The organism is Herbidospora cretacea (assembly GCF_001570605.1).
Lineage (GTDB): Bacteria > Actinomycetota > Actinomycetes > Streptosporangiales > Streptosporangiaceae > Herbidospora > Herbidospora cretacea.
The window spans coordinates 26,695-43,605 of the sequence record NZ_BBXG01000027.1 but is presented as its reverse complement, the minus strand read 5'-3'; the positions used below and the strand labels follow the sequence as shown (position 1 = coordinate 43,605).

Here is a 16,911-nt window from a genome sequence, read left to right as displayed (position 1 = left end):
TCTCGCCTGTTAGGCGGGTATCCCTTTTCCGGCATGTCGGGCCACGCGCGGCAGGGGCTAGGGTCGGCCTCGTGGACAGCCAGTCGGACGCGCGCAGCCGGATCCTCGACGCCGCCGAGGAACTGTTCGCCGGGGGCGGCTACGACGCCACCCCGACGGCCCGCATCGCCCAGATGGCCGGGGTGCCCAAGGGGCTCGTCTTCCACTACTTCCCCCGCAAGATCGACGTCCTGGTGTCCCTGGTCGACGAACGCACCCTCGTGACCGAGGAGGACCCCGAGCCCCAGCCCGACGACCCCGCCCGCGCGCTGTCCCGCCTGGCCCGCCGCCTGCCGCTGACGGCCTCGCCGTCGATGCGCCGCATCCTGTTCCGCGAGGCCGACACCCACCGGTCGGTGAAAGACCGCATCCACGGCCTGAACAGCGAGATCATCCGGCGGGCGCGGTTCGCGCTCGAACTGGCGCTGCCCGGCGGGCGGGGCGACGCGGCCCGGCTGGAGGCGGCGGCGGCGACGTTCGCGGCGGTGCTGCTCTACCAGGAGAGCATCAGCCACCTGACCGGGCACACGATCGACGCCGACGTCGTGGCCGACCTCATCGCGACCGCCCTGTTCGCCTGAACGCGCCAGCTTCGGCGCGAACACCGGCGGCACCGATGGGGGTGGGCGACAATGCGTTCCGCGATGGGAAACGCCACTCGGCAGTCCCCTATGTGAGGGAGCCTGGATGAACTCGGCCAAAGTGGCCGCCGCAGCCGCCATCGCCGTTGTGACGGCGGCGGCCGCTGCCGTGGGTGCGATCCTGACCGGCGCCGCGAACCCGGAAGCCGGTTTCCCCGACCCGGTCCCGCTGTCGTTCTCCGACGTCACGAGCGTGCCGCCGATGCGGGTGGTGTCCACCGACGACCCCGTCCCGGTCGAGCCGCCGCTCCAGACGGCGGACCCGGCATACGACCCCGACCGGCCTCCGGCCGTGGAGGTCTGGGGCAATCCGGAGTTGCGCCCCGTCGACCTCCTGTTCAGCGGGTTCGCGCCGCATGAGGTCGTCGTGGTGGCCAACGAGGGCCGGGAGGCCGCCCGGATGGAGACGGGCGACACGGGCCACGCCCGGTTCCGCGGCTTCGACTACCACCTGACGCTTCCCGGCGGCCACCACGAGTTCGTCGCCACCGGCCAGACGTCGGAGCGATCGGTGATCTTCGCCCTCGACGTCTTCGCGCCCGTCGCCGTCAGGCCTGGGGGTCGTACTGGAACGCCCGCACCTCCTGCGCGCACCGGCAGGAGGCCGCGATCTTCTCGGCCCACTTCAGCGCCGCCTCGCGGGAGGGCAGGTCGAGGACGGTGAACCCGCCGTCGAACCGGGTCGTCTGCGGGTAGGTGCCCTCGGTCACCGTGCCGTCGCCGGAGACCATGACCGGGGCGACGGCCTCGTCGATCCCGCCGCCGAAGACGTAGACGCCGGCGTCCTTCGCCTCCTGGATGACGGCATGGGACTCGCGGACGACATCGGGGAAGTCCTCCTCCGCGACCACCATGGCGGCGCTGGGGAAGGAGATGAGAAAGTGCGTCATCCCCCGATCCTGCCGAACGCCACCGACAGTTTCCGGTGGGCTGTCGAAAAGCGCCGTCCCCGTTCGAGGAGAGGGCATGAACCGCACCGTGCTGACCCTCGGCGCCCTCGCCGGCCCCTGTTACGTCCTCGTCTCGCTGCTGGAGATCGTCACCCGTGACGGCTTCGACCCGCTGCGCCAGCCGTGGAGCGCCCTGTCGCTCGGCGACCTCGGCTGGATCCACGTCACGAATATCGCCGTCGCCGGCCTGGCCGTCGTCGCCGCCGCCACCGCCTTCACCGGGCCGCTCAGGATCCTTCTCGCTCTGTACGGCCTGAGCCTCCTGGGCGCCGCCGTCTTCACCGTCGACCCCGTCGGCGGTGCGACGAGCATCGAAGGCGTCATGCACTTCGTCTGCGGCGCGGTCGGCTTCACGGCCCTCACGATCGCGGCGCTCGTCATGGCCCGCCGGTTCCGCGCCGGGGGCGACCCCGGCTGGGCGCTGGTCTCGGCGCTCAGCGGGGTCTTCTTCTTCGCGAGCTTCGGCGCGATGGCCTCGGCGGGGGGCGCGGGCTGGAGCCTGCTGCTCTTCACCGCCGGGGTCATCGTGATCTGGGCCTGGTTCACCGCGGTCTGCGTGCGGCTCCTCAGGTCACCGGCTGCCGCCGAGGGTGCGCAGGCCCGGTAGGGCGCGGTCGGCGTAGTCGAACAGCGCCTGGTTCTCCCAGGCGTTGCCGCTGCCTGGATCGGCCGGGTCCCAGCCGTTGCCGGGCACGCCGGTCCAGGTGGCCTCCCAGTAGAACAGGCCCAGCCCGAGCCCGCCGGGGACGGCCCTGACGATGTCGTACATCCTCTTCACGAACGCCGCCTGCCCCTGCGGGGTCGCCGGGAAGCCCGGGTAGGGCTCGGCCGCTCCGACGAGGTTCGCCCAGCCGTCCTCGTCGGCGGTGGTGAACGGGTAGGCGGTCTCGGCGACGACGACCGGCTTGCCGTAGCGGGCGGCGACGTCGTTCAGGTTGTACTGGAAGGCCTCCAGGGTCCCGTGCCAGTACGGGTAGTAGGACAGCCCGATGACGTCGTAGCGGATGCCGTGGGTGGCGGCGGTGTCGAACCACCACCGGTAGAGGCCGTTGTCGCCGCCGTTGGCCAGGTGGATGACGACCTTGGTGGTGGCGGACACGGCCTTGACGGCGTCGTATCCGGCGTTGAGCAGCCCCGCCATGCCGGGCCAGGCGTCCCACCGCCCGTCGGGCCAGAGCAGGCCGCCGTTGATCTCGTTGCCGACCTGGACCATGTCGGCCGTCGCGCCCTGCCGCCGCAGCGTGTCGAGGACGTCGAAGGTGTGGTCGTAGACGGCCTGCCTGAGCTGGTCGTAGGGGAGGGCGGCCCAGGCGGCGGGCTTGTTCTGCTTGCCGGGGTCGGCCCACGAGTCGGAGTAGTGGAAGTCGACCAGCACCTTCATGCCGAGCGCCTTGGCCCGTTTAGCGACCGCGACGACGTGGGCCTTGTCGTTGTAGCCGTCGGCCGGGCCGACCCAGACCTTGAGCCGGACGTAGTTCACGCCGGCCTGCCGCATGATCCGCAGCGCGTCCCCGCGCCGGCCGGCGGGGTCGCGGTAGACGCCGCCGTGCGCCTCGGACTTGGCGAGGCTGGAGACGTCGGCGCCGCGGACCGGTAACGGCGGCTGGGCCTGCGCGGGGGCCGGAACCCCGAGCAGGCAGAGCGCGGCCACGACGGCCACGAGAGAGCGTTTCACCTGGTTCCTCCGGTTGGACGTCAGAACGAAGTCACAGAGGAACGCTCGACCATTTCCGGCGTGCCGGGAATCCCGCGCCTCCGGGGCCGCCCTTCCCGGCGGCACCCGCGCCGAGGTCGTGCCTGGTCACGGCCGGTGGCCCGGCGGCGGTCCCGGCGCGGGACTCTGAACGGTTCGGACCGGCGGACCGACAGAGGGCCGGCCGGGCGACGCGCCGCGGGAGGAGCGGCTACTCGGGGTCGACGGCGTCGGCCAGCTTGACCAGTTCGGCCATCGCCTCGCGGAGGTGGTCCATGATGCGCCACACGTCCGGCACCCGGGCCGGGCAGGCGACGACGCCGAAGTCGAGGCTGCCGTCGTAGGACAGGCACGTGATGGACAGGCCGCCGGTCACGTCGGTGAGGACGGACATCGGGTAGTAGGCCATCAGCCGGGCGCCGCACAGGTAGAGCGGGAGCTGCGGGCCGGGCACGTTCGACACGATGAGGTTGACGCCGGGGGTGACCCGGCCGGCCAGGCGGAAGAAGTGGGGCGTCGCCAGGTTGGCGATCGGGGCGGGCAGGACCGAGCAGATGTCGCTCAGCCAGCTCGTGCGTGACTGGGCGAAGCGGCGCTTGGCGGTGGACATCAGGCCCCGGACCGTCGAGAGACGCTCCTCGGGGTCGGCGACGTCGGTGGCCAGCGGCGTGATCATCGCGGAGATCTGGTTGCCGATGGTCTCGTGGCCCTTGCCGGTCCGGATCGAGACCGGCACGGCCGCCACCAGCGGCTGGCCGGGCAGGGCGGCGTGCTCCTCCAGCCACGACCGCAGCGCGCCCGACACGACCGTCATCACGACGTCGTTGACGCTCATGCCGTAGGCGCGGCCGACGTGCTTCACGTCGCTGAGGGCGACCGAGCCGTAGGCGAAGGTCCGCATCCGGGTGATGGGGCCGTTGAACGGGGTGCGCGGCGCGGCCAGCGAGGGCAGCGGCGGCAGCGGCTTCTCGCCGAGCAGGCGGCGGGCGGCGCTGGCCAGCCGGTGGGCCCCCGGCAGGCCCCCGGAGACGGGCATCGCGTCGAGGTCGGCGACGGCCCTGGCCAGCGACTTCACCGCGTCGCCGGGCTGGGCCAGCATGCGGCCGAACGCCCCGGCGAGCATCTCGGCCGGGTTGGGCGCCTTCTCGCGCGGCGCGTCGGCGGCGGCCGGCTCGACCTGCCGCTGCTCGGGAGTGAGGTCGAGGAAGGCGCCGAGGATCTCCGACCCCGACACGCCGTCGATGGCCGCGTGGTGAACCTTGGTGTAGACCGCGACCCGGCCCTCGCCGAGGCCGTGGATCAGGTGCATCTCCCAGAGCGGCCTACTCCGGTCGAGCTTGCGCGCGTGGAGCCGGGCGACGTGGACGGCGAGTTCGTCCTCGTGCCGCACGGTCGACTCGTGGACGTGGTCGTCGACGTCGAAGTCGTCGTCTTCGGTCCAGTAGGGCCGGTCGAGCCCGAAGGGCACGTCGGCGAGCCGCATCCGCAGCGGCGGCGCGAGGTGCACCCGGTCACGCAGCAGCGCGACCAGGCGTTCCCGGGTGACGCTGCCGTCCAGGACGGCGACGCCGGCGACGTGGGTGACCGTAGTGTCGGACTCCGTGCTGAGGAACTGCGCGTCGAGTGCCGTGAGCTGGCCCATGGGCAACCTCCCCCTGTCGTTCTCCGCCGGTTCCGGCCCCATCTTCCTCAGGAGCGGTTACCGGGGCGTTACCAAGACGTCTCCAAGGAGCGATTCTGACAGCGCGGAATCGTCTCCCCGTACTTCCCCCATAGGCGGCCAGCCCCCCGCGAACCCCCGCGAGCTGCATGAAAACCAGCGAACCTTCCGCAAAGGTAACACTTCGCTACTCGACGATCACCGGGTGCGCCACGATAGCGTCGAACAGATTCCCCATGTGGTGGTAAGGCTTGCTTTCCGGCTGCCTGTACCCATTGTGATCTACCGCTCGCGCCAGCAGCACGCCGGGGCCCTTCTCCCTCGGGCACCACTCGACGTGCCAGGGGGTCCAGGCGCGGGTTCCCCGCCGGTGGAAGGCCTTCTGCCACGTCCGGCCGCCGTCGGTGCTGACCTCGACCTTGGCGATCCCGGCGCGCCCCGACCAGGAACGGCCGCGCAGGACGTGACGCCTCCCGTGGGCCACCGTCGCGGGCCAGGGCAGCTCGAACGCGCTTTTCACCGACAGGGTGGTGACCCCGGTGGCGAACGGGCTGGTGAAGGGCTCCGTGCCGACCTCGATGTCGCCGAGCCACTTGATCGACGCGATGCCCACCCAGCCGGGCACCACGAGCCGCGCCGGATAGCCGTGATCCGGGGGAAGCGGAACCCCGTTCATCTCGTACGCGATCAGCGCGTCGTCCAGGGCCTTGCTCAGCGGGATGGCGTGCCGGACGTGGCCCTGCCCCTCGACCGGGTCGTCGAGCCCGGTGGCCAGCACCTCGACGGCGTCGGGCCGCACCCCCGCCAGGCCGAGCACCGCTTTGAGCGGCACCCCGCGCCAGCGGGCGACCCCGATGCCGCCCAGCCCCCACGGGACGCCGTCGTGGCCCGGGAAGAGCGACCGCCCGTTGCCGGCGCACTCGATCGCCGCGTCCAGCGTGCGGGCGGGGAGTCCGCGCAGGTCGGCGTAGGTGAGCGACCGCGGCCCTTCGAGGCCGTCGCCGTGCAGGCGCAGCCGCCATGAGTGGGCGTCGAGGAGGGGGGTGGCGGTGTGGTTGCCGACGAAGAACCGGTCGTTCGGCGTGTGGTAGCCCTGGCCCGCCATGGCCTCCCAGCGGGTCTCGGCGTCGGTGCCGTGGACGGTGAAGAGGTCGCCGGGCAGGGGTTTGACGATGGGACGGCGGTGGGCGGAGAGGGGCGCGATGTCGCCCAGGGTGCACAGAGCGGTCCGGTCCATGAGGAGCCCCTTTCCTAATGGGTATTTCCTACCAGGAAAGTTGCAAATAGTTCAATGGCCCAGGTGGGGCCGTGACGGCGAGGGCCGGGAGCGGGTGGCCGGCGCCGGACACGGCGCGGGGCGGAGACGGCGGGCGGGGCCGGGGCAGGCGGGAGCCGTAACGGAGAGGGCCTGTGGAACTTACCGGCCCAGGAAGTGGAGGAGCCGGTCGAGCGGCCAGGTGTTGATCACGTCGTCGGGGGTCAGCCAGCCGCGCTGGGCGATGCCGACGCCGAACTTCTGGTTGTCGAGGTGGGGGATGGCGTGAGAGTCGCTGTCGATGGAGAACTTGACGCCGTGGTGGCGGGCCAGCCGGACCAGGTCGGAGGGCAGGTCGGCGCGGTCGGGGTAGGCGTCGATCTCCAGGGCGGTGCCGGTGCGGGCGGCGGCGCGGAAGACGGCGTCCCAGTCGGCGTCGACGCCCGGACGCTTCCCGATCTTGCGGGTGGTCGGGTGGCCGATGATGTCGACCTGGGGGTTCTCACAGGCCGCGATGAAGCGGCGGGTCATCTCGTCGCGCGACTGGCCGAAATGCGAGTGGACGCTGGCCACGCACACGTCGAACCCCGCCAGGACGTCTTCGGGCCAGTCGACCGAGCCGTCGGGCGCGATGTTGAGCTCGCTGCCGTGGAGCAGCCGCATGTCCGGGTAGCTCTTCTGCAACTCGTTCAGCCGCGCCCGCTGCGCCAGCGCCTTCTCCAGCGTCATGCGCTGCATGACCAGGTCGGGCGCGTGATCGGTGACGGCGTAGTAGGCGTAGCCGCGCCCGGCGGCGGCGGCCAGCATGTCCTCCAGCGTGGCGATGCCGTCGGTCAGGTCGGTGTGGGTGTGCAGGTCGCCCCTGAGGTCGTCGAGGGTGACCAGCCTCGGGAGCTCGTTCTTGAGCGCGGCCTGGATCTCGCCGCCGTCCTCGCGCAGGGTCGGGGGGATCCACTCCATGCCGAGAGCGGCGTAGATGTCCTCCTCCGTCGCGGCGGCGATCACCGTGTCGTCGGCGTCGAACAGGCCGTATTCGGAGAGCTTCCACCCCTTCTTCACGCACATCTCGCGCAGGTGGACGTTGTGCTCCTTCGACCCCGTGAAGTAGATGAGCGCGGCCCCCCACGACTCCGCCGGGACCAGCCGGAGGTCGACCTGGATGCCCCGGTCAGTCCGGATCGAGGTCTTCTTCTCACCGCGCGCGATGACTTCGGTGACGTAGGGCTGCCCGGCGAAGGTCTCCATCAGCTCGGGCGAGCCGACGGCCAGAATGTCGATGTCGCCGATCGTGTCGCGCATCCTCCTGAGGGATCCGGCGAAGGCGATGCGCTCGGCGTCGATCGAGGCCATCACCTTGTCGGCCAGCTCGGCGGCGATGCCCAGGTGGACGCGGGTCTCGGCCATCTGGGCGATGCCCTTGAGGATGTTCTCCTCGGTCTTGGGCCCGAACCCCTTCAGCCCCTTGAGCCCGCCCTTCTCGATGGCGGCCGCCAGCGCGTCGGGGGAGTCGATGCCGAGCTCCTGGAACAGGAACAGCGCCTTCTTCGGCCCCAGGGTCGGGATCTTCGTCAGCCGCCGGACCCCGTCGGGCACCTTCGAGCGGAGATCGTCGAGCTGGCGGAAGCTCCCCCTTTCGAGGAACTCCTCCATCTTCTTCGCGATGGCCTCGCCCACCCCGGGGATCTGCCGGACCGGGATCTCCCGCAGGTCCTCGGGGTAGCCGGCGATCGACTTGGCCGCCTTCTGGTAGCTGCGCACGCGGAAGGCGTCGCCCCCGTTCAGCGCGAACAGTTCGGCGTACTCTTCCAGGGCCGCAGCGGCCTCGTCATTCGCCCGTGCCATGTCGATCAGCGTACATAGCGGTGCTTGACGCCGGGCGGGAAGTGGGCGGGGTCGGCGTAGGGGCGCAGCGTGACCAGCGGGAGCTGCCGCCACTCGGGGACGTAGTGGGCGAACTCGCTGTTCAGCCGCCGGAGATGGGTGAGGACCTGGGCGGCGATCTCCTTGGCCAGGTCGCCGGACGGCTCCTCCTCCTTGGCCAGTTCCACGGTGATGTGCAGGCCCTCGGCGCCCTCCGGGGCCTCCAGCACGAATTTCCCGGTGACGTGCTGATTGACCTCGGGCTGTTCGAGGCCCACCGAGACGTTCTCCGCGTAGACGTTGGCGCCGTAATAGGAGACGGCGAATCGGCTGCGGCCGAAGACGTACACGAAAGGAAGTTCCGGGCCTCGGTTCTCCGGCTCGAAGCCGATGCGGCCGAGCATTTCCCCGTAAGGGATCAGGCCGCCCTCGTCGGCTATGTGATAACGGATCAGGGGAATCCCGTTGTCGCCGGTGAAGAGAAGAGTGCCGTCGGATTCCTCGAAATAGCGGACCGCCGGGTCGTATTGGACCAGCGTGGGGAGCCGGTCGGCCCGGAAGAGTTCCCGCGCCTTGTCCGGGTGGGCCGCCAGATGCCGTCTGATCTCGATGGACAGCGGGGTCTCGTTGCCCAGGACGCCGGCGTCGGCGGTGCCGTACAGAGAAGCGGTGGACGTGACCGGGTCGGCGATGCCGGCGCGGTCGGCGACCAGTGTGCGCCATTCCTCCGAGAAGACCTCGCCCGCCGTGACGATTTTGAGGTTGTAGTCGGCCCAGGGGAGTCGCGCGGTGTCGATGACGTCTTTGACGAACGGCGGATAGCCGAACAGAACCGTCTGCTCCGCGAACGGCGCCAGCTGCGGGACGACCCTTTCGATCTCCGCCGGATTGTTGCCCGGCGCCACGACGGTGATCGGATAACCCCGGTCGGCCAGGTGCCGCAGGCACGCCAGGGTGAACAGCCCGCCCACCCACGTGCCGAGCGAGAAGCAGACGACGGCGAGCGTCGGCCTGCGTCCGAAACCATCGATGACCTGCGCGAACCGATCGGCGATGATCTTCTCGTCGGCAGTGGTCCGAGCCCAGAACGACGGTTCGCCGGTCGAGCCCGAACTGACGGCGATCATGCCCTGGAGGGTGCCGCCGCGGCACAGGTCGTTGAGCGGATGGCGCCGCGTGTAGTTGTCTTTGGTCGTGAAGGGAAGCGTTTCCCAGTCGGCCGCCGACGTGACGCCGGCCGGATCGACGCCGTGTTCCCGCAGGAACGCGGCGTAGGCCGGCACGGTGGCCGCGACGCGGTGGAACAACTCGATGGGCGCCATGGGGCGACTGTAGCGGGGAGGCCTGTGGTGAGCGTTCGAGGCGTGGTCAGGGAGTGGCACGCCGACGAGGGCTGGGGAGTCGTCGACTCTCCCGAGACCCCCGGCGGCTGCTGGACCCACTTCAGCCACATCCAGGCCGACGGATACCGGTCGCTGATCGCCGGCCAGCCCGTCGACCTGGAATGGGAGGCCCCCGGTCAGGACGGCTTTCCGTACCGCGCGGTGTCCGTGTCGGCCTGACGTGCCTCAGAACTGCGCCGACCTCGGCTGGTAGGGGGCCTGGAGGGCGGCCAGCTCCTCCTCCGACAACTCGAGCTGCACCGCTGCGAGAGCGTCGGGGATGTGGCCGTCCTTGGTCGCGCCGATGATGGGGGCGACCATGCCGGGCTGGTGGAGCAGCCAGGCCAGGGCGAGAGTCGCCGGGGCGACGCCCTTCTCACCCGCCAGTTCCGCCACCTTGGCCAGCACGTCGGCGTCGCCGGGGCCGCCGTAGAGGAGGCGCTGGCGGTTGCCGTCGCCGTCCTGGCGGGTGGTGTGCTGGTCCTGGCCCGCGCGGGCCAGCAGGCCCCTGGCCAGCGGGGACCACGGGATGAGGCCCACGCCCTGGTCGAGACAGAGCGGGATCATCTCGCGCTCCTCCTCGCGGTAGAGAAGGTTGTAGTGGTTCTGCATCGCGACGAACCTGGTCCAGCCGTGCTTGTCCGCGACGTGCTGGGCCTTGGCGAACTGCCAGGCGTGCATGGAGCTCGCGCCGATGTATCGCGCCTTGCCCGCCTTCACGACGTCGTGCAGCGCCTCCATCGTCTCCTCGATGGGGGTCTCGTCGTCCCAGCGGTGGATCTGGTAGAGGTCGACGAAGTCGGTGCCCAGGCGGGTCAGGGAGTCGTCGACGGCGGCCATGATGTGCTTGCGGGACAGGCCCCTGTCGTTCTGGCCCTGCCGGACGGGGAAGAAGACCTTGGTCGCCAGGACGTAGTCGTCGCGGCGCTCGAAGAACTTCCTCAGCAGGTTGCCCGTGACGACCTCGGACGCGCCGGCGGAGTACATGTCGGCGGTGTCGAAGAAGGTGACGCCGCCTTCGACGGCCTGGCGGACGAGGGGTTCGGCCTGGTCCTCGGGGAGCATCCATTCGGAGCCCTCACGGGGTTCGCCGTAGCTCATCATGCCCAGGCAGATGCGGCTGACCTTGAGACCCGTGGTGCCCAAACGTACATAGTCCATGGGTTCGACCCTAGATCGTGGCCGGCGTCGCGATACCGGAGGCCTGCGGCCTCACTGTCCCGAGGCTGAAAGTGCCGAGCCGGCGTCCTGGCCCCCGTCATCACCTCCTCGATATCGGGAATTCGCTGAAGGCTTTCGTTCACTCGATGGACGGGCCAGGATGATCATTGCGCCATCCGCTCTGGTGCTGCATTTTCTGCGCGACCATCGAACGGCTCTGCTGACAAAAGTACGCGTGCTTCGCGGGCGAAATCGGAGAGACCCTTGTCGAATTGTTCTGATCTATGCGTGAATCGGCCATTAAAAATGCGGCTGGTGGTCAGGTCTCCCGAGCGAACCTCAGGGTGGCGCGAGCGTGGCGTCCCTCGAAGCCGTCTGCGCTCGACCCTGTCGCGAGCGGCGCCCATCACCGTCGACGGCTCCACGCCGGTGTCGAGGCGAACCGTCGATTCGACATTCTCGAATGCCGGTGAGGAATCCGGCGATCGGCCGGGAAGTACACGAATCGAAACCCTTGACAAGGTGTCTCGCATTTATCAAGGCTGTGATCAGGTACAGAATCGAAGAGGATTCGAGTTATTCGAATGGTGACGACAGGAATGCCGGCGACGAGAAAGTCGTCGAGTGCGATTGAGGCGTTCGAGCTGCCGGAGGCGGTGGCGTCCGCCGGCACAGCGGACGCGAGCCCGGACGATCCGGCGGCCGGGTTTCAAGTCGCGGTCATCGCACCAGACGGGCTCGCCCCCGACGACGAAGCACTCTCATCGGACAGGACGTGACGGCCGTCAGCACGCTGACGAGCGCGACTCACGGGTGACGCGAGTCCGGCGAGAGAACCGGACCGGCGCACATCGGCACCGTACCGGGGGCCGTGCCTCAGGCGGCCCCGAGGCCCGGTCGGACGCCTTGCTCAACGGAAAAGGAAGCGCAATGACAGCAGCAACTCGCAATCGCAGACGGCGCTCCGCCGTGGCGGCCCTGAGCGTGGTCACCCTGGGGGCGTCTCTGCTCCTGGCCACGACACCGGCCGCCGCGGACGGGACCAGCGCCTCGATCGTCCTGGGCGAGGTGAACGAGGAGAACGGCCTGCGCCAGATCGAGCAGGGTGACGGCACGACCGCGCCGGTGACGGTCGGCGGGAAGAACGCGCGCAGGACCGTGCAGACCTCGGCGCCGGCGCAGCACATGTACTTCCAGGTCGACGACGCGGTCGCCTTCGACGGCGCGTACGTCGCGTGCCTGATGGTCGAGTACTTCGACGAGGGCGGTGCCACCTTCCGCGTCCAGTACGACTCGACCAGCAGCGCGTACGGCTCGACGGGTTCGGTGAACCGCACCGGGTCGAACACGTGGAAGACGGCCGGCTTCGAGCTGATGGACGCCCGGTTCGCCAACCGCGAGAACGGCGGCGCCGACTTCCGCGTCGAGGCGGGCACGACCGGGGTGACCTTCCACAGCGTCACGCTGACGATCGTCGAGGACGACGGCGTGACCCCGCCGTGCGCGGCCGCCGATCCCGACCCGGAGCCCACCCCGATCCGCTGGCGGCTCAAGTACGACGAGCCGTTCAACAAGAAGATCCGCACCGAGGCCAGCCCGTGGGTGCTCGACGACTACAGCGACCCGGTCGACGACTACAACGACGACAACGGCGACCTCTACCGCCTCCAGCTCGGCCCCGAGTTCGACGCGTCGATGGCGACGATGCGGACCTACCGGCAGGAGACCGAGTTCGGCAAGGACGGCTGGCTCACGGCGTCCCTCTCCACGCGCGAGAGCGGCGGGCGGGTCGACGACAGCTACACCGACACCACTGAGCGCCCGTCGATCACGACGGAGAAGCTGGACACCGTCGGCGCGGTCGCCAACATCACGGTGCCCCACTACACGGGTGGCGCGATCATCCGCAACACCGAGCCGCTGCCGAAGTACTACCGCATCGAGTACGAGCTCAAGACGCTCGACTTCGGCGGCCTGCGTAACGGCTCGCTGTTCTACGACGGCAAGTACAACGGCTACAAGCTCGGGGAGTGCAAGACCTTCTACCCCTGGGTCAGCAACCCGAACGACATCGACCCGAACGACCCCTGCGCCACCCGCTCGGTGCGGGAGGACAGCAACGAGGCCTACAACGCCTTCCACTTCATGTCGATCCTCGACTTCCCGGCGATGCCCCGGAACCTGGCGATGTACCACTGGCACCGCAAGGTGCTGATGGACCAGTTCAGCCCGGCCCCGTCCCGGAACACGAACGGCTACGACGTCTGCAACTCGCTGACCGGTCAGAAGTACCCCTGGGACACGAGCAACAAGACCACGGTGAACATGCTCTACTTCACCGGTTCGCTCGGCCAGTCGCAGACGTTCGTGACGAGCTGCGACCGCCGGCCGGTCTCCGGCGTGCAGAAGTCGGCCGTGGAACTGCAGCCCGAGCTGATGCCCCACAAGGACTACGCGTTCGCCATCGAGCGCACCCCGGCGGGTTACACGATGGAGGTCAGCGGCGTCTTCAAGAACGTCGGCAAGCAGACCTACCGGTTCACCCGGGGCTTCATCGACGACGACGCCGGCGTGATCGGGGCCAACGTCCCGATCTTCCACTACAACACCGACGCCTCGGAGTACAACGGCCAGTTCAACACCTCGCACCGCGCGTCGGGCGCGTTCGGCTCCAAGACGTGGGACAACCAGTGGCCGGCCGGGTCGGCCTACCCCGACTACTTCGTCATCGGTGAGCCGTACACGAACGTCGGCGAGGGCCAGGCCCGCATCGACAACATCCGGCTGTACGTGCCGAAGGACTAGGAGAACTGACGCGACCGCGCCCCTGGGACCCACCCCCCGCCCAGGGGCGCGGCCCGCGCCCTAGCTGTAGGACACCGACTGCAGGCTGCAGGTGGTGAGCCAGGGGCCGGGCGCGACCGGCGCGACCGAACAGCCCACGCTGGCCGTGATGGCGGTCGTCCCGGCGGGGATGCCGGAGATGCCGGTCCACCCGCTGTAGTCGCCGTAGGGGTAGTGGCCGCTGCTGCACTGGGCCGAGACGCTCACGGAGGTGGCCCCGTCGGGCAGGGTCTTGGTGGCCTGGAAGGCGTGCGTGGCCGGGATCGCGACCAGGCTCGGGGCCGCCGTGGCCGGCGAGGTGTTGACCTGCAGGCTGTACGGATACCAGTCGCGGGTGTCCCCGGAGTAGTTGACGTTGAGGCAGTCGACCGTGACGGTCAGCACGGCGACGGTCGCGGCGGCGGGTTGCGCCATGCCGACGCCCAGCGTGCCGGTGGTGACCAGTGCGAATCCCAGTGCCAACGCTCGCCGGATCTGTCCCGCGACAACCATCGCCGTCCTCCTCATGCTGCTGACATGGCCACCGCGAATTCAGCATCTTCCGGGCGCCACGGTCAACGAGGCGACGATTTCGACCGGCCGTAACCGCGTCGGCGGCGGGGCTGCAAGCAGTCACCCACCTCGCCGATCTCCAGAGGGGCGGGCGCTGTCACCAGGCGTGCTAGGCGATCTCCGCCGGTTGCCGGGACGGCGGGGGATTCGGCCCGTCCAGGGGTGAAAGATTCAGGTCTGCGCCGACCGTCCCGAGGACGGCGTCGGCCGTCTGGATCAGCCGCCGGACGTACCCCGCGTTCTCGCCCCTGAGACCCGGCAGCAGCGTCCGCAGGCCGTCGGCGCAGCCGCCCAGGGTCGCGGCGCGCCCCGGATCGAGGTCCCCCTCGTTCTGGACGTACGTCGACACGCAGCCGGCGATCATGGCGTCGAGGTAGGGCACGGGGTCGCCGGCCGCGGTCTCCAGGGACCGCAGCCCTATCGGGAGAGGCGCGGCCAGGTGCTCGCCCCAGAGGGCCGAGACCGCCGCGTAGGCTTCAGATCGTGGGCTCAAGGATGTCGTACTGACGGTAGGGCAGCGGGGTGATCACCGTCAGGGAGCCCTTCTCCTTGTGCTTGGCGGCCTTCCACAGCGCCCCGAAGGTCGCCTTCAGGTCCCGTAACGGTTCCGGCTCCAGGCCGTTGCCGATGGCCAGGCGGTGGCAGACCACGACGAACGTGTGCACGAAGCGCCAGTCGGGCAGGACGTCCCGGCGTCCCGACAGGTAGTCCGAGAGGGTCGAGTCGGGCAACCGGACCCATCCGGCGTTGTCCTCCTCGGCGCACAGGGCGGCCGCGGCCTTCTCGACCTCTTTCAGTGACGGGTTACCCGCGTCGACGCGCAGGCCGACGGCCGTGTCGCGGAGCAGGTCTCGGGAGGCCTTTCCGGCGAGCTCATCACGCATGGGGGATCCGTTTCTGGACGCGGTGATAACCGTGACAATTGTGAGAGTAATGCCTCTCGTGATGGCATGCACCATTGATTACTGATTTTCAATCAGCGGGCCGATGTGCGGATATGGCGAGAAAATTCCGGGGAAATCCGTGGTCGTCCGGAGGCGTCCGGGGACATCCGGGCATGCGGAAAAACGCAGGTCCGACGGCATCCGGCGGAGGGTGTGTATAAGTGAAGCCGGAAGGGCGTCCCACCTGGGGGAAAGGGAAGCTCACTGTGCGTAGCATCGCGCTGGCCGCGGCCGTGTGTCTGGCCGGGGTCACGAGTCCGGCGTACGCCGACAGCACCACCGACATCCGCGTCTACAACCGGATGGACGGCAGCCGTCTCGCGGTGGCCGACAACGGCACCGGCGAGAACGCCAGGGTGATCGGCCTGCGGTCGCCGCGCTGGCAGTACACGACCGCGCGCTGGTCGGTCGACGAGCGGGCCGACGGCTACACGGTCTTCAGGAACGAACTGGCCAACAAATGCCTCCAGCCGGCCGGCGGCGCACCGGTCGCGGGCGACGCCCTGGTCATCCGCACCTGCGACGGCTCGAAGCTGCAGGACTGGTCGAGGCGGGCCGAGGAGACCTTCGGCGACGCGCCCACCGGGTGGGGGAGCTTCCGGCCCCGGCTCAACCCGGCGCTGGCGATCACGATCGCCACCTGGGAGGGCGCGGGAAGCTGGGACTCGCTCCACCTCGACGTCGACCAGAACTCCACCGACCGGCTGTGGCGGCTGGCCAGGGGGAGCAACACCTGGTGGTGACGCCTGGCCGTCGGCGGGCGGTGCGCACCGGTCGCGGCGCGGGGGCGGGCCGCGGCCGGTGCACACCCGGGAAGGCGGGACAGCCGCCGTTCCACCGCCCCCGGCGGGGCGGAACGCCGTGGAACGTGCCGTTTCACTGCGGATCGTCCCAGGGGTAACGTTCGCCAGATGCGTCTCCTGCTTCCCGCCGTCCTGCTCGTCCCGCTGGTCTCGACGGCGCTCCCGGCTCAGGCGGCGGCCGTGCGGGTCGTCGGCGAGGGAACTCCCGCGAGCTGCACCTCGCAGGCCGTCGTCAGCGCGGTCGCCAGGGGCGGGACCATCCGGTTCGACTGCGGGCCCCGGCCGGTCACGATCAAGATGACCGCCACCGCGAAGGTCCGCAACACCAGCAGCGACGTCGTCATCGACGGCGGCGGCAAGGTCACGCTGAGCGGCATGGGCAAGCGCCGCATCCTCTACATGAACACCTGCGACCGGGCCCAGGTGTGGACCACCTCCCACTGCCAGGACCAGGCCACACCGCGCCTGACCGTCAGGAACATCGGGTTCGCCGACGGCAACTCGATCGGCCAGGTCGCCGAGGGCGGCGGGGGCGGCGCGATCTTCGTCCGGGGCGGGCGGCTGAGCGTCCTCAACGCCACCTTCACCCGCAACCGGTGTGAGGCGAGCGGGCCCGACCTGGGCGGGGCGGCCATCCGCGTGCTCGACCAGTACCGGGACCTGCCCGTCACCGTCGTCAGGAGCAGGTTCACCAACGGGACCTGCGCCAACGGCGGCGCGCTGAGCAGCATCGGCGTCTCGTGGGTGATCCAGAACAGCGTCTTCACCGGCAACCGCGCGACCGGCTCGGGCGCGAACCCGGCCCGCAGCGGCAAGCCGGGCGGCGGCAGCGGCGGCGCGCTCTACATGGACGGCAACCACTTCACCGTCAGGATCACCGGCTCGACCATCCAGAACAACCGCGCCAACGAGGGCGGCGGCGCCATCTTCTTCGTCAGCAACGACAACTCGGGCACCCTGCACCTCACCCGCTCGAAGCTCCGCAACAACCCGAGCCTCGGCTTCGAGACCGCCGGGTTCCCCGGGATCTTCTTCAAGGGCAGGGGAAAACCCCAGGTCAAGAACTGAGCTCTCCGTTACGGCTCCGCCTACCCCGGCACCGCCCGCCGCCCCGGTCCACGCCGCAT

Annotated in this window: 18 protein-coding genes; 7 read left to right on the top strand and 11 right to left on the bottom strand. The window is 69.9% G+C overall.

The window, feature by feature from the left end; translation table 11 throughout:
- The first annotated feature begins 71 nt into the window (after positions 1 to 71).
- Both AW270_RS34560 and AW270_RS39290 read left to right on the top strand, forming a co-directional pair.
- Positions 72 to 620, top strand: coding sequence for a TetR/AcrR family transcriptional regulator (locus tag AW270_RS34560; RefSeq protein ID WP_061300347.1), 549 nt, complete (start codon positions 72 to 74; stop codon positions 618 to 620).
- Between the two features lie 106 nt (positions 621 to 726).
- Entirely contained in the window at positions 727 to 1,344 is a 618-nt protein-coding gene (locus tag AW270_RS39290; RefSeq protein WP_157523095.1) for a hypothetical protein, read from the top strand.
- Here AW270_RS39290 and AW270_RS34555 read toward each other — a convergent pair.
- Positions 1,229 to 1,570: a YciI family protein gene (locus AW270_RS34555; RefSeq protein WP_061300346.1), complete on the bottom strand. Its 342-nt coding sequence runs from the start codon at positions 1,568 to 1,570 to the stop codon at positions 1,229 to 1,231. The genes AW270_RS39290 and AW270_RS34555 overlap by 116 nt on opposite strands.
- Before the next feature lie 76 nt (positions 1,571 to 1,646).
- Between AW270_RS34555 and AW270_RS34550 the strand changes: the two genes are divergently transcribed.
- Positions 1,647 to 2,237 carry a DUF998 domain-containing protein gene (locus AW270_RS34550; RefSeq protein WP_061300345.1) on the top strand — a complete coding sequence of 197 codons (591 nt, stop codon included), beginning with the start codon at positions 1,647 to 1,649 and terminating at the stop codon, positions 2,235 to 2,237.
- Here the strand turns inward: AW270_RS34550 and AW270_RS34545 are convergent.
- The 5 genes from AW270_RS34545 to AW270_RS34525 all read right to left on the bottom strand — a co-directional run bounded on the left by AW270_RS34545 (position 2,202) and on the right by AW270_RS34525 (position 9,420).
- A complete protein-coding gene (locus tag AW270_RS34545; protein WP_061300344.1) occupies positions 2,202 to 3,305 on the bottom strand; it encodes a glycoside hydrolase family 53 protein in 1,104 nt (367 codons plus the stop codon). The two genes, AW270_RS34550 and AW270_RS34545, sit on opposite strands and share 36 nt — an antisense overlap.
- A gap of 229 nt (positions 3,306 to 3,534) precedes the next feature.
- On the bottom strand, positions 3,535 to 4,965 hold the full coding sequence (locus AW270_RS34540; RefSeq protein WP_061300343.1) for a WS/DGAT/MGAT family O-acyltransferase: 1,431 nt from the start codon (positions 4,963 to 4,965) through the stop codon (positions 3,535 to 3,537).
- A 205-nt stretch (positions 4,966 to 5,170) separates the two neighbouring features.
- The gene (locus AW270_RS34535) at positions 5,171 to 6,220 is read right to left on the bottom strand and encodes a sulfite oxidase (protein ID WP_082802068.1); all 1,050 of its coding nucleotides are present in this window, start codon (positions 6,218 to 6,220) and stop codon (positions 5,171 to 5,173) included.
- A gap of 180 nt (positions 6,221 to 6,400) precedes the next feature.
- Entirely contained in the window at positions 6,401 to 8,080 is a 1,680-nt protein-coding gene (gene polX, locus AW270_RS34530; RefSeq protein WP_061300342.1) for a DNA polymerase/3'-5' exonuclease PolX, read from the bottom strand.
- A 5-nt stretch (positions 8,081 to 8,085) separates the two neighbouring features.
- Positions 8,086 to 9,420, bottom strand: coding sequence for a phenylacetate--CoA ligase family protein (locus AW270_RS34525; RefSeq protein WP_061300341.1), 1,335 nt, complete (start codon positions 9,418 to 9,420; stop codon positions 8,086 to 8,088).
- A gap of 27 nt (positions 9,421 to 9,447) precedes the next feature.
- Between AW270_RS34525 and AW270_RS34520 the strand changes: the two genes are divergently transcribed.
- Complete coding sequence (locus tag AW270_RS34520) at positions 9,448 to 9,660, top strand: cold shock domain-containing protein (RefSeq protein WP_082802083.1); 213 nt, start codon at positions 9,448 to 9,450, stop codon at positions 9,658 to 9,660.
- A 6-nt stretch (positions 9,661 to 9,666) separates the two neighbouring features.
- Here AW270_RS34520 and AW270_RS34515 read toward each other — a convergent pair whose 3' ends face one another.
- Together AW270_RS34515 and AW270_RS39285 are read right to left on the bottom strand one after the other, a co-directional pair.
- Positions 9,667 to 10,641, bottom strand: a complete 975-nt coding sequence (locus AW270_RS34515; protein WP_061300339.1) for an aldo/keto reductase — start codon at positions 10,639 to 10,641, stop codon at positions 9,667 to 9,669.
- A 164-nt stretch (positions 10,642 to 10,805) separates the two neighbouring features.
- Positions 10,806 to 11,174: a hypothetical protein gene (locus tag AW270_RS39285; RefSeq protein WP_157523088.1), complete on the bottom strand. Its 369-nt coding sequence runs from the start codon at positions 11,172 to 11,174 to the stop codon at positions 10,806 to 10,808.
- Positions 11,175 to 11,571: 397 nt separating this feature from the next.
- Here AW270_RS39285 and AW270_RS34505 point away from each other — a divergent pair, with 397 nt between their 5' ends.
- A complete protein-coding gene (locus AW270_RS34505) occupies positions 11,572 to 13,446 on the top strand; it encodes a mucin-5B (protein WP_157523085.1) in 1,875 nt (624 codons plus the stop codon).
- 60 nt (positions 13,447 to 13,506) lie between these two features.
- On the opposite strand, the gene AW270_RS34500 is transcribed toward AW270_RS34505, so the two are convergent.
- From AW270_RS34500 to AW270_RS34490, 3 genes are all read right to left on the bottom strand, one after another.
- Positions 13,507 to 13,977 carry a hypothetical protein gene (locus AW270_RS34500; RefSeq protein WP_157523082.1) on the bottom strand — a complete coding sequence of 157 codons (471 nt, stop codon included), beginning with the start codon at positions 13,975 to 13,977 and terminating at the stop codon, positions 13,507 to 13,509.
- A 169-nt stretch (positions 13,978 to 14,146) separates the two neighbouring features.
- Positions 14,147 to 14,530: a hypothetical protein gene (locus AW270_RS34495; protein WP_157523079.1), complete on the bottom strand. Its 384-nt coding sequence runs from the start codon at positions 14,528 to 14,530 to the stop codon at positions 14,147 to 14,149.
- Positions 14,514 to 14,921 carry a hypothetical protein gene (locus tag AW270_RS34490; protein WP_061300334.1) on the bottom strand — a complete coding sequence of 136 codons (408 nt, stop codon included), beginning with the start codon at positions 14,919 to 14,921 and terminating at the stop codon, positions 14,514 to 14,516. The genes AW270_RS34495 and AW270_RS34490 overlap by 17 nt, the downstream gene beginning before the upstream one ends.
- Positions 14,922 to 15,187: 266 nt before the next feature.
- Between AW270_RS34490 and AW270_RS34485 the strand changes: the two genes are divergently transcribed.
- Together AW270_RS34485 and AW270_RS34480 are read left to right on the top strand one after the other, a co-directional pair.
- Positions 15,188 to 15,724, top strand: a complete 537-nt coding sequence (locus AW270_RS34485) for an RICIN domain-containing protein (protein ID WP_061300333.1) — start codon at positions 15,188 to 15,190, stop codon at positions 15,722 to 15,724.
- A gap of 168 nt (positions 15,725 to 15,892) precedes the next feature.
- Positions 15,893 to 16,852 (top strand): hypothetical protein, encoded by a 960-nt coding sequence (locus tag AW270_RS34480; protein ID WP_218009416.1) that lies wholly within the window; start codon positions 15,893 to 15,895, stop codon positions 16,850 to 16,852.
- The last annotated feature ends 59 nt before the right edge of the window (positions 16,853 to 16,911 follow it).